The organism is Nakamurella sp. UYEF19, from assembly GCF_040546275.1.
Taxonomy (GTDB): Bacteria; Actinomycetota; Actinomycetes; order Mycobacteriales; family Nakamurellaceae; genus Nakamurella.
In genome coordinates, this window is record NZ_JBEPNO010000009.1 from 202,386 (window position 1) to 215,494 (window position 13,109).

The 13,109-nt window shown below is 69.9% G+C and carries 4 protein-coding genes; 1 reads left to right on the forward strand and 3 read right to left on the reverse strand.

Annotation, left to right across the window (positions count from 1 at the left end):
* Positions 1 to 162 precede the first annotated feature (162 nt).
* The gene (locus ABIB25_RS14870) at positions 163 to 885 is read right to left on the reverse strand and encodes a GAF domain-containing protein (RefSeq protein WP_354529240.1); all 723 of its coding nucleotides are present in this window, start codon (positions 883 to 885) and stop codon (positions 163 to 165) included.
* Positions 886 to 1,026: 141 nt separating this feature from the next.
* On the opposite strand from ABIB25_RS14870, the gene ABIB25_RS14875 reads away from it, so the two are divergent.
* On the forward strand, positions 1,027 to 1,461 hold the full coding sequence (locus ABIB25_RS14875) for a DUF1810 domain-containing protein (protein WP_354529241.1): 435 nt from the start codon (positions 1,027 to 1,029) through the stop codon (positions 1,459 to 1,461).
* 10 nt (positions 1,462 to 1,471) lie between these two features.
* Here the strand turns inward: ABIB25_RS14875 and ABIB25_RS14880 are convergent, their stop codons facing one another.
* Together ABIB25_RS14880 and ABIB25_RS14885 are read right to left on the reverse strand one after the other, a co-directional pair.
* Positions 1,472 to 2,110 carry a hypothetical protein gene (locus ABIB25_RS14880; protein ID WP_354529242.1) on the reverse strand — a complete coding sequence of 213 codons (639 nt, stop codon included), beginning with the start codon at positions 2,108 to 2,110 and terminating at the stop codon, positions 1,472 to 1,474.
* 49 nt (positions 2,111 to 2,159) lie between these two features.
* Positions 2,160 to 13,106 carry an Ig-like domain-containing protein gene (locus ABIB25_RS14885; RefSeq protein ID WP_354529251.1) on the reverse strand — a complete coding sequence of 3,649 codons (10,947 nt, stop codon included), beginning with the start codon at positions 13,104 to 13,106 and terminating at the stop codon, positions 2,160 to 2,162.
* Between the last annotated feature and the right edge of the window lie 3 nt (positions 13,107 to 13,109).

The following is a 13,109-nucleotide window of genomic DNA, read 5'->3' on the forward strand; positions in this document are numbered from 1 at the left end:
AGCAGTCTGTCCCGCTTTCTGGACTGAGTCAAGACAACAGCTGCGGGGATGACCTTCGTTCGCGGGGATGAACATGTCGTATTTGGGGCTGGTGGGACAGACGTAGACAACTTGATCCCCGCCGCTCGATCCCGCAGCCGAACCGACGGCGGACAGGCGGACTCAGTCGACGAGAGCCTGGACGAGCAACTCGCCATCAGCAATGGCGCCGGCGATGTCATCGACCGTCGCGTCGTGGGTGTAAGCGTGACCACGGAGCAGGGCCAGGGAATCGCGCGGCCCCATGCTCAGCGCAATGTCGACCATGCCCATCGCGATCCAGACCCGGGATCGGGCGCGGGCTGCTGCGGTGTTCAGCCACACCGGTTGCCCGCGACCGTCGGAGAGGCCGGAGTGGGTGGCCAGCAGCGAGCCGACGACGTCGGTGACCTCCTGAACGGCTTGCAGCGCGTCGTCGGTGATCGCGGGCTGCAACTCGGTGTAGTACAGATCGACGGCCGCATTTCCACCGAAATCTTCGTTATCGACCGGTAAAGACAGGATTGCGCGGTATGGCGTCTTCATCACCAATTCCGCAGAAAATGTGGGCCATCGCTGCCTCATGATGTCCGCCGTCGCCAGTACAGCACTGTCCTGGACGTGGGCGGCCAGGCACGGTCCTTCGCCGACGGTGAACTGCAGTCGCTCGGCCAGGACGGCATGGTCGTCGCTGGCACCGAGCGGGACGCGGTGGCGGAAGCCGCTGAAGTAGCTCATCCCGGCTGCGGCCACGGGCAGCACCTGCGCGCACGCCCTCATCAATCGCGAGGGCAACAGTTCCGGCCCCGGAAGGTCGCGGTTGTTGTCGACCGAAGCCAACTCGACGATGCGAACGGAAACATCCATGAGTATCGTTCGACCCCCCGTCGGCGAAAAGCTCCAGCTTCGACCTAGTTTACACCGTATGGGAGACATGATGGCGGTCGGGAACTCGGCGGAGTAGATCGGACCTCCTTGACGGCTCGGCGACGAAAGGAGAATCGCCCGGTGTCCGACCCGCTTGACCTCTCGAGGTTCGTGACCGCGCAGGACGGCGGACGGACCTACGCTGCGGCGGTCGCCGAGCTGCGCCGTGGTCGGAAGACGAGCCACTGGATGTGGTTCGTCTTCCCGCAGATCGCCGGTCTGGGCAACAGCGCCATGTCCCGGCGCTATGCGATCTCCGGCCTCGAGGAAGGCACGGCCTACCTGCAGCACCCGGTGCTCGGGCCCCGCCTCCTCGAGGTGTCGAACATCGTGGTGCACACCGAAGGTGCGACGGCGCAGGGGATCTTCGGCGGCATCGACGCCCGGAAGCTGCACTCCTGCGTGACCTTGTTCCGTCGGATCGAGCCGGCCGAGGCCGTCTTCGAGACGGCGCTGGACCGGTTCTTCGACGGCCGACCCGACCCGATGACGATCCGGCTCATCGACGGCGCATGACCCGCTGCGTTCAGGTCTTCCGCACGGCACGCAGGACGCACTGGGTGCCGGCCGGCGGCTTGAACTTCTGACGTGCGGTCCAGCCGTGGGTCTGGCCGGCCTTGACGACCACCTCGGTCGTCGCCGAATCGATCACCCGGGAGTACTTGTCGGTGAAGAACACCAGGACACGGAACGTGCTGGCCCCGGCCGCGGAGTTCTTGGCGGTACCGGTGGCCTCCCAGCCCGAAGCACTCCTGCTGCAACCGGTCAAGAGGATCGACGTCCGCAGGGCGGGGGTGTCCTTGATCTGCGAGTCCTTCGGGATCGAGTGCTGCGGGGCAGCGGCGGGGAGGGGCGTGACCGTGACCTTCGGAACAGCGGACTTAACCGTCGCCGTCGTCCCGGCGGCCGCGGACTTCCGACCGGGAGAGGTGGACGCGCCACCCGCTTTCCCGGCAGACGTCCCGGGCTTACCGGCGGCCGTCCCGGTCCCGGGCGGCGCGGCACCAGGCGACCCCACCGCCCCGGCAGCAGCTCCCCTGACGGAATCCGCCGCCGAGGGCGACGGTGACGCTGTCGGCGAGCTCGTGCAGGACACCGCGCCCAGCATGATCGCGCCGGCGCAGACGGCGGCGAGCCCACGACGAATACCACTCAGTGATGCCATCAGATGTCCTTCTCCTCTTCGGTGGTGCTGGTCCGGTGCGGCGGCGCGATCAGTGCCGTGAGGGCCTCCGGCGACGCCGGCCGACGACCACCAGTACCAAACCGGCGAGCAGCACCAGCAGGCCCGTCCACAAGAGCTCGGTTCCGGGCAGACCGGTGTAGGACAGTCCACCTCCGGGCGGCGGCGTGGCGCCGGGCGGCGGCGTTCCTCCCGGAGGCGTGGCGCCGGGAGGTGGCGTGGCGGTCGGCGGGGTGGCGGTCGGCGGCGTGGGGGTCGGCGGAGTGGGGGTCGGCGGAGTGGGCGTCGAGGTCGCCGCCGGAACGGTGATGGTGACGGTGGCCGTCGCGCACTTGCGCGTCGGGGTCGACGTGTCGCACACCCGGTAGGTGAACTGGTCCGTCCCGGAGAATCCGGCGGCCGGGGTGTAGGTGACGGTGCCGTTCGCGTGTACCACCACCGTTCCGTTGGCCGGCTTCACCGTGATCGACACCGAACCCGGATCCAGCGGGGCGCCACCGGTGGTGGTGGTGTCGTTGCCGAGGATCGAGATCGTCACCGGGGTGTCCAGCGGGGTGGTGACGGTGTCGTCGACGGCCGTGACTGTCGCGAGAACCGTGACGGTGACGACCGTCTCGCTGCAGACCGGGGTCGGCTGGGACGTGTCGCACACCCGGTAGGCGAACTGGTCCGTCCCGGAGAATCCGGCGTTCGGGGTGTAGGTGATCGCCCCGGTGACCGGGTCGACCGTCGTGGTCCCGTGGCCGGCCTTCACCGTCACCGTCACCGAGGCGGGGTCCAACGGCTGTCCGGTGGCGGAGGAGTCGTTTCGCAGGACGTCGATGACGGTGGCCTTGCCGGGTGCGGTGGTAGCGGCATCCGGATCTGCGACGACCTTGTCCGCGCCGACCGTGATGGTCACCGTCGCCGTGGTGCAGGCCGGGGTCGGGATCGACGTGTCGCACACCCGGTAGGTGTAGGTGTCGGTCCCGCTGTAGCCGGCCGCCGGGATGTAGGTGATCACCCCGGTGGTCGGGTCGACGCTGACGGAGCCGTGGGTCGGCGCCCTGGTGACCGTCACCGAGGTGGGATCCAGCGGAGCACCGCCCGGCGCATGGGTGTCGTTGGCCAGCACGTCGGTGGTGACCGGCGTGTTCTGGCGGGTGACGGACGCGTCACCGGCGGCCTTGACCGCGTTGGGCACCGTGACGGTCACCGTGGCGTTGGCGCACACCGGCATCGGGGCCGACGTGTCGCACACCCGGTAGGTGTACGTGTCCGTCCCGGAGAACCCGGCGGCCGGCGCGTAGGTGATGGCTCCGGTAGTGGGGTTCACCGAGGTCGTGCCGTGCAGCGGCGCGGCGGTCACGGTGACCGAGGCCGGATCCAGCGGGGAGCTGGAGACCAGCACGGTGTCGTTGGCCAGGACGTCGATGACGACCGGGGTGGTCGGCGGCGTGGTCGCCCGGTCGTTCGCCGCGGTGACGGCGTTCGGCAGGACGGTGACCGAGACGGTGGCCGTGGAGCAGACCGGGGTCGGGATCGAGGTGTCGCATACCTGGTAGCTGAACGAGTCCGGTCCGGAGTAGCCCTTGGTCGGGGTGTAGGTGATGGTGCCGTCCGCGTTGACCTTCGTCGTGCCATGGCCAGGCGCCGCGGTGACCGTCACACTCGACGGGTCCAGAGGCGCGCCGCCGTTGGTGACGGTGTCGTTCCCGAGGACGTCGATCCGGTCCGGGGTGTTCAGACCCGTGCTGGTGGTGTCCGCCGTCGCCGTGACGACCGACGGCACCGTGATGGTGACCGTCGCCCTGGCGCAGACCGGGGTCGGGATCGATAGGTCGCACACCTGGTAGACGTAGGTGTCGGTCCCGGCGAACCCGGCGGCCGGGGTGTAGGTGATCGCCCCGGTGGCCGGGTTGACCGCCGTCGTGCCGTGCTTCGGCCCGGTGGTGACCGAGACCGACGCGGGATTCAACGGTGCGCCGTCGGTAGCGACGGTGTCGTTGGCCAGCACGTTCGTGACGACCGGGGTGATCGGCGGCGTGATACCGCTGTCGGCGACCGCCGTGACGATGTTGGCCGCCACCGCGACGGTGACCCTGGCCGTCGAGCAGACCGGTGTCGGGGTGGACGAGTCGCAGACCGTGTAGCTGTAGAAGTCCGGACCGGAGTAGTTGGCGGCCGGGGTGTAGGTGATGCGGCCGGTGGCCGGATCGACCGTGGTGGTGCCGTGCTTCGCCGCGCCGGTGACCGAGACCGATGCCGGATCCAACGGAGAACCGTTGGGCGAGAACACATCGTTGGTGAGCACGTCGGTGGTCACCGCGGTGTTCTGCGCCGTGGGGGCCAGGTCGCCGGTGGCCGAGACGATGTTGGGCACCCGGACGCTGACGGTCGCCGACTGGCAGACCTTCGTCGGGGTCGAGGTGTCGCAGACCGTGTAGGTGAACGTGTCCGAGCCGGAGAATTCGGTATTAGGCGTGTAGGTGATCGCTCCCGTCGTCGGGTCCACCGAGGTGGTGCCGTGCAGTGGTGCGGTGCTGACGGTCGGGTTGTCGAACGACTGGCCGGTGGAGGTGGAGTCGTTGAACCGGACGTCGATGGTGACCGGGGTGGCCGGGTTGGTGACGCCGGCGTCCGGGTTGGCGGCGACGACGTCCGTGCCGACCTCGACGGTGACGGTCGCGGGGTCGCAGACCGGGGTCGGACTCGAGGTGTCGCACACCCGGTAGGTGTACGAGTCCGGTCCCGAGTAGCCGGGCGTCGGCCGGTAGGTGATGGCACCGGTGGACGGGTCGACCGTGGTGGTGCCGTGCGTGGGCGGCCCGGTCACCGAGACGGACGCCGGATCGAGCGGCGCGCCGAACGGGGTGATCGTGTCGTTGCTCAGGATCGGTGTGGTGACGGTTCCGTTCTGCGGGACAGCCACGTCGTCGCCCTGGGCCGAGACGACGCTGGGCACCGTGATCGAGACGCTGGCGGTGGCGCAGACCGGCGTCGGGGTCGAGGAGTCGCAGACCCGGTAGGTGTACGTGTCGACCCCGGAGAACCCGCTGTTGGGCTTGTAGGTGATCGCTCCGGTGATGTGGTTGACCGTGGTGGTGCCGTGGGCGGGCGGAACGGTCACCGTGACCGAGGCCGGATCCAGCGGGGCGCCGTTCGGCAGGATCGTGTCGTTGTCGAGCACGTTGGTGGTGACCGGGGTGAGCGGCCCGGTGCTGGACGTGTCCGGCGTGCCGGTCACGGTGTTCGATCCGACGGTCAGGTTCACCGTCGCGGTCGAGCACACCGGGGTCGGCGTCGACGAGTCGCAGACGCGGTAGGTGAACGAGTCGAGCCCGGTGTAGTTGGCCGTCGGCGTGTAGGTGACCTTGCCGGTGGTCGGATCGACCGAGGTGGTGCCGTGCGCCGGTGCGGTCCCGACGGTCACGGAGGCCGGGTCCAGCGGGGACCCGCCGGTGGTCACCGTGTCGTTCGCCAGCACGTTGATGGCGGTCGGCGTGTTCTGGGCGACCGTGGCCGAGTCACCATTGGCGGTGACCACGTTGGAAACGGTCACGGTGACCGTTGCGGTCCCGCACACCGGCGTCGGGGTGGACCGGTCGCACACCCGGTAGGTGTAGGTGTCCGTGCCGGAGAAGCCGGTCGCCGGGGTGTAGGTGACCGCCCCGGTGGTCGGGTTGACCGTGGTGGTGCCGTGGGCGGGAGCGACCGCGACGGTGACGGAGGCCGGGTTCAGCGGGGCGCCGCCGGTGGTGACCGTGTCGTTGGCCAGCACGTTCGTCGTGACGGAGTGGGCCGGCAGCGCGTTGGCCGTGTCGGGCGTGACGGTCACCGTGTTGGCCGGGATGGTGACGGACACCGTCGCGGTCGAGCAGACCGGCGTCGGGGTCGAGGTGTCGCACACCCGGTAGGTGAACGCGTCCGGACCGCTGTAGTTCGCCGCCGGGGTGTAGGTGACCCTGCCGGTGACCGGGTCGACCGAGGTGGTGCCGTGGGCCGGGGTGGTGGTGGTGACCGAGACCGGGTTCAGCGGAGCGGCTCCGGCCGAGGTGGTGTCGTTCGCCAGGACGTCGACTATGACCGGGGCGTTCTGCGCCCCGACCGCGGTGTCACCGACGGCCTTCACCGTGCTCGGGACGGCGACCCTCACCGTTGCGGTGGCGCAGACCGGCGTGGTCGAGGTGTCGCAGACCTGGTAGGAGTAGGTGTCCGTGCCGGAGAAGCCGGCGGCCGGGGTGTAGGTGACGGCCCCCGTCGCCGGGTTGACCGCAGTGGTGCCGTGGCCGGCCGGCGTGGTGACCGTGACGGACGCCGGGTCCAGCGGTGAGCCGCCGGTGGCGACGGTGTCGTTGGCCAGCACGTCGGTGGTGACGGCCGTGCCCGGGGTGGTCGTCGCGGCGTCGTTGGCCGCCGTGACGGTGTTCGCCGTCACGGTCACCGCGACGGTGCCGGTCGAGCAGGTGGCGACGGGCAGGGAGCGGTCGCAGACCGTGTAGGCGAACGCATCCGGACCGGAGTAGCCCGCGGCCGGCGTGTAGGTGACGGCGCCGGTGGTCGGGTTGACCGTGGTGGTGCCGTGCGCCGGGATGCTGGTGGTGACCGAACCCGGGTTCAGGGCGGCGCCACCCGTCGTCACGGTGTCGTTGGTCAGCACCGGGATCACGACGCGCGTGTTCGGGCCGGCGGTGGCCGTGTCGTTCGTGGCCTTGACGGCGTTGGGCACCGTGATGGTGACCGTGGCCGTGCCGCACAGCGGCGTCGGGGTCGAGGAGTCGCACACCCGGTAGGTGTAGGTGTCGACACCGGAGAAGCCGGCCGCGGGGGTGTAGGTGACGGCCCCCGTGGTGGTGTTCACCGAGGTGGTGCCGTGTCCCGCCGGGGTCTGGACGGTGACGGAGGCCGGGTTGAGGGCGGCCCCGCCGGCCGAGACGGTGTCGTTGGCCAGCACGTTGGTGGTGACCGGGGTGACGGGCATGGTGCTACCGCTGTCGTTGACCGCCGTCACCGTGTTGGTGCCGACGGTGACCGCGACGGTCGCGCTCGAGCAGACCGGCGTCGGGGTCGGGGCGAGCGGAGCGCCGGGGTATGTCATGGACCGGTCGCACACCTGGTAGGTGAACGTGTCAGGACCGGAGTAGCCGACCGCCGGGATGTAGGTGACGACACCGGTGGTGGTGTTCACCGAGGTGGTCCCGTGGGCCGGGGTGCCTGCCGTCACTGACGCGGGGTTGAGCGGCGCAGCACCGGCGCTGATGGTGTCGTTGGCCAGGACCGCGACGGCCACCGGGGTGTTCTGCGCGGTGTTGGCCGCGTCGTTGATCGCGGTGACGGTGGTCGGCACGGTGATGGTCACCTTGGCGACGGCGCAGATCGGCGTCGCCGAGGTGTCGCAGACCTGGTAGGAGTACGAGTCCACACCGGAGAACCCGGCGGCCGGGGTATAGGTGATGGTCCCGTTCGCGGTGTTCACCGCGGTGGTGCCGTGACCGGCCGGGACGGTGACCCCGACCGACGCCGGATCCAGGGCGGACCCGCCGGCCGCGACGGTGTCGTTGGCCAGCACGTTGGTGGTGATCGGGGTGACCGGCGGCGTGCTGCCGCTGTCGGCCACTGCCGTCACGGCGTTCGGACGGACGGTGATCGTGACGGTGCCGGTGGCGCAGACGGGCGTCGGCGTCGAGGTGTCGCACTCGGTGTAGGTGAACATGTCGGGCCCGGCGTAGCCGGCGGTCGGTGTGTACGTCGCGCTGCCGGTGGTCGAATCGATGACGACGGCGCCGTGCGACGGCGCCGTCGCCGTCACCGACGCCGGGTTGAGCGGTGCTCCGTTCGGGCTGACGGTGTCGCCGGCCAGCAGGTTCACCGTCAACGGGACGTTCTCGTTGGTCACGGCGACGTTGTTCGACGGCGTGACCACGTTGGGCACCGCGACGGTCACCGTTGCCGTGGAGCAGACCGGCGTGCTGGACAGGTCGCAGACCCGGTAGGCGTACGTGTCGGTGCCCGAGAAGCCGTTGTTCGGCCGGTAGGTGATGGCGCCGGTGGTGGTGTTCACCGTCGTCGTGCCGTGGCCCGGCGCGGTGGTGACGGTGACGGAGGCCGGGTTCAGCGCCGAACCGGTGGCCGACTTGGTGTCGTTCGCCAGGACGTCGGTGGTGACCGCGGTTCCGGGCGGAGTGGTGGCGTTGTCGTCGTTCGCCTTGACCACGTTCGAGCCCACGGTGACAGTGACGGTGGCGATGGCGCAGACCACCGTCGGGGTCGAGGAATCGCAGACCTGGTAGCTGTAGCTGTCCGGGCCGGAGGTGCCGGCGGCCGGGGTGTAGGTGATGGCTCCCGTGGCGGTGTCCACCGAGGTGGTGCCGTGCGCCGGGCCGGCCGTCACGAGGACCGACGCCGGGTTGAGCGGCGACCCGTTGACGGTGTGGGTGTCGTTGGCCAGGACCGGGCTGGTGACTGCCGTGTTCTGCGTCGTGGTGGCAGTGTCGTTGACCGCGGTCACCACGTTCGGCACGGTGATCGTCACCGCCGTGCTGGCGCAGATGGCCGTCGGGATGGACGTGTCGCAGACCTTGTAGCTGTAGGCGTCGGTGCCGGAGAACCCGACTGCCGGGGTGTAGGTGATGTTGCCGGTCCCGTTGATCGCAGTGGTCCCGTGGGCGGGCTGCACCGTGACGGTCGGGAAGGCCAGCGGCTGTCCGGTGGAGGTGGTGTCGTTGGTCCGGACGTTGGTGGTGACGGTGACGCCAGGAGCGGTGGTGTCGGAGTCCGGGGTCGCGGTCACGACGTTGGCGCCGACCGTCAGGTTCACGGTGGCGGAGCCGCAGACCGGTGTCGGGGTCGGGGCGAGCGGCGCGACGGGGTATGTCACGGAGGAATCACAGACGGTGTAGGTGTAGGAATCCGGGCCGGTGTAGCCAGTGACCGGCGTGTAGGTGATGACCCCGGTGGTGGTGTTCACGCTGGTGGCGCCGTGTGCGCCCGGCGTCGCCACGGTGACCGACGCCTTGTTCAGCGGGGCACCGTTGGCCGAGATGGTGTCATTCGCCAGCACGGAGGTGGCGACGGCGGTGTTTTGCGGCGTGGCGGAGATGTCGTCCTTGACCGTGACCACGTTCGGCACGCCGACGGTGACGGTGGCGGTGGAGCAGACCGGCGTCGGGGTCGAGGTGTCGCAGACCGTGTAGCCGAAGGTGTCCGTGCCGGAGAACCCGTTAGCCGGGGTGTAGGTGATGGCGCCCGTGCCCGGATCCACCGCCGTGGTGCCTTGACCGGCCGGAGTGCTGACGGTCGGGTTGGCCAGGGGTTGCCCGGTGGAGGTGGAGTCGTTGGCACGGACGTTCACGGAGACCGGGTTGCCCGGGGTCGTGGTGGCGTTGTCCGGGTTGGCCACCACCGTGTTGGCACCGACCGTCACGGAGACGGTGGCGGTCGAGCACACCGGGGTCGGGGACGGGGCGAGCGGAGCGACGGGGTATGTCACGGAGGTGTCGCAGACCCGGTAGGTGTAGCTGTCCGGTCCGGTGTAACCGGCGCTCGGCGTGTAGGTGACCGCTCCGGTGGTGGTGCTCACCGTGGTGGTGCCGTGAGCGGGACCGATGGTGATGGTGACCGACGCCGGGTTCAGCGCGGCGCCGTTCGTGGACACCGTGTCGTTCCCGAGCACCGCGGTGGTGACCGGCGTGTTCTGCGGCGTGGTGGCCGTGTCGGCGTTGGCCTTCACGACGTTGGGCACGGTGATCGTGACCGTCGCCGAAGCACAGACCGGCGTCGGGTTCGAGGTGTCGCAGACCTTGTAGACGTAGGTGTCGACGCCGGAGAAGCCGTTGGCCGGCGAGTAGGTGATGTTGCCGGTGGTCGGGTCGACGGCAGTGCTGCCGTGTCCGGGCGCGGTGGTGACGGTCGGGTTGGCCAGGGGCTGGCCGGTCGAGCTGGAGTCGTTCGCCTTGACGTTCGTCGTGACCGGCGTGCCGGGGACGGTCGTGTCGGTGTCGTTGCCGGCGGTGACGGTGTTCGCCCCGACGGTGACCGCGACGGTAGCGGTCGAGCAGACCGGCGTGGGGGTCGGGGCGAGCGGAGCGACGGGGTAGGTCGCGGAGCCGTCGCAGACCTTGTAGCTGTAGCTGTCGGGACCGGAGTAGCCGGTCTGCGGCTGGTAGGTGATGGACCCGGTGGTCGGGTCGACGGTGGCGGTGCCGTGGGTGGGACCGGTCTGCACCGCGACCGACGCCGGGTTCAGCGGGGCGCCGCCGGCGGTGACCGTGTCGTTGGAGAGCACGACGGTGACGACCGGGGCATTCTGGGCGGCCGCTGCGGTGTCGTTGACCGCCGTCACCGTGCTGGGCACGGTGATGGTCACGGTGGCCGTGGCGCAGACCGGCGTGGCCGAGGTGTCGCAGACCTTGTACCGATAGGTGTCGACGCCGGAGAAGCCGTTGGGCGGCGTGTAAGTGATGGCGCCGGTGCCCGGGTTCACCGAGGTGGAGCCGCGACCTGCGGCCGTGACGACGACGACCGAGGCCGGATCGAGCGGGGCTGCACCGGCAGACACCGTGTCGTTGGCGAGCACATTCGTGACGATCGGCGTGATCGGCGCGGTGGTGCCGGAATCGTTGACCGCGGTGACGACGTTCGGCGCGATGGTCACCGTGACGACGGTGGCCGTGGTGCAGACCGGCGTCGGTCTGGAGGTGTCGCAGACCGTGTAGGTGAACGAGTCAGGGCCGGAGTACCCGGCGGCCGGGGTGTAGGTGACGGCGCCGGTGGTCGGGTTGACCGTGGTGGTGCCGTGCGCGGGGGTGCTGGCCACCACGGTGGCCGGGTTGAGGGGCGCGCCGCCCGCGGAGACCGTGTCGTTGGCCAGGACGTTGACCACGACCGGGGTGTTCGGCTGGGCGTTCGCCGTGTCCGGGTTGGCCGTCAACACGTTCGGAACCGTGATGGTCACCGTGGCGGTGGCGCAGAGCGGAGTCGGCGTGGAGGTGTCGCAGACGGTGTAGCCGTAGGTGTCGACCCCGGAGAATCCGTTCGCCGGCGCGTAGGTGATGGTCCCGGAGGAGTTGACCACCGTGCTGCCGTGACCAGCCGCCGTGGTGACCGCGACGGTGGCCGGGTTCAGCGGAGCGCCGTTGGGCTTGACCGTGTCGTTGGCCAGCACGGTGGTGGTGATCGGGGTGACCGGCGGGGTGGTGCCGGCGTCGTTGACGGCGGTGACGGTGTTGGCCGGGACGGTGATCGTCACGGTGGCGGTGCTGCAGACCGGTGTGGGGGTGGAGGAGTCGCAGACCTGGTAGCTGTAGGTGTCCGTGCCGGCGAAGTTCGCGGCCGGGGTGTAGGTGATGGCCCCGTTGGCGGTGTTCACCGCGGTGGTGCCGTGGTTGGCCGGGGTGGTGACGGCGACGGAGGCCGGGTTCAGGGGCGAGCCGCCGGTGGTGATGGTGTCGTTGGTCAGCACCGTCGTGGTGATGGCGGTGTTCTGCGGCGTCGTGCCGCTGTCGTTGACGGCCGTGACGGTGCTGGGGACCGTCACGATGACCGTGGCGATGGCACAGACCGGGCTCGCCGACGTGTCGCAGACCTGGTACTTGAAGGTGTCAACCCCCGAGAAGCCCGCCGCCGGGGTGTACGTGACGGCGCCGTTGGCGGCGTTCACCGCGGTGGTGCCGTGGCCGGCCGGGGTGCTGATGGAGACCGAGGCCGGGTTCAGCGGCGAACCGCCGGCTGCGACGGTGTCGTTCGCCAGGACGGGGATGACGATGGCCGTCGTCGGCGGGGTGGTCCGGGCGTCGTTGACCGCGGTGACGGCGTTGCCGCCGACGGTGACCGAGACGGCCGCCATGGAGCAGACCGGGGTGGGCGTCGACCCGTCGCAGACCGTGTAGGTGAAGGTGTCCGGTCCGCTGTAGCCGGCGGTCGGCGTGTACGTGACGACGCCGGTGGTGGTGTTCACCGTGGTGCTGCCATGAGCCGGCGGGGTGGTCGTCACCGAGCCGGGGTTGAGCGGCGCGCCACCGGTGCTGGTGGTGTCGTTGCCCAGCACGGAGACCTGGACGGCCGTGTTCTGCGGGGTGATCGCCGTGTCGTTGACCGCGGTGACCGCGTTGGGCACGGCGACGGTGACGGTGGCGGTCGCGCAGACCGGCGTCGGGGTGGAGAGGTCGCAGACCTTGTAGGTGTAGAGGTCGGTACCGGAGAACCCGGCGGCCGGCGTGTAGGTGATGGCGCCCGTGGACGTGTTCACCGAGGTGGCGCCATGTGCGGGAGCGATCGTCACGCTGACCGACGCCGGGTTCAGGGCAGCCCCGTTCGTAGCCTTCGTGTCGTTGCCGAGCACATTGGTGGTGACCGCGGTAGCCGGCGCCGTCGAGGAGTTGTCGTTGTTGGCGACGACGGTGTTGGAGCCGACGGTCACGGTGACCGTCGCGGTGCCGCAGACCTGGGTCGGGGTGGAGCTGTCGCAGACCTGGTACGTGTAGGAATCCGGACCGGAGTACCCGGCAGTCGGCGTGTAGGTGACCTTGCCGGTGGCCGGATCAACGGTGGTGGTGCCGTGAACCGGGGTGGAGGTCGTGACCGATGCCGGGTTCAGGGCGGCGCCGTTGGTGGTGTGGGTGTCATTCGCCAGGACGTCGGTGACGACCGGGGTGTTCTGTCCGGTGGTGGCGGTGTCGTTCACCGGGGTCACCGCGTTCGGCACGGTGATGGTGACGGTGGTGCTGGAGCACACCGCCGTCGGCGTCGAGGTGTCGCAGACCCGGTAGGTGTAGACGTCGACGCCGGAGAACCCGACCGCCGGGGTGTAGGTGATGTTCCCCGAACCGTTGACCGCGGCGGTGCCGTGGCCGGGCTGGACGGTGACCGTCGGGAACGCCAACGGCTGCCCGGTGGAGGTGGTGTCATTGGTCCGGACGTTGGTGGTGACCGGCGTGTTCGGCGCGGTGGTCGTCGAATCCGGGGTGGCGGTGACGGTGTTCGCGCCGACGGTGATGTTCACCGT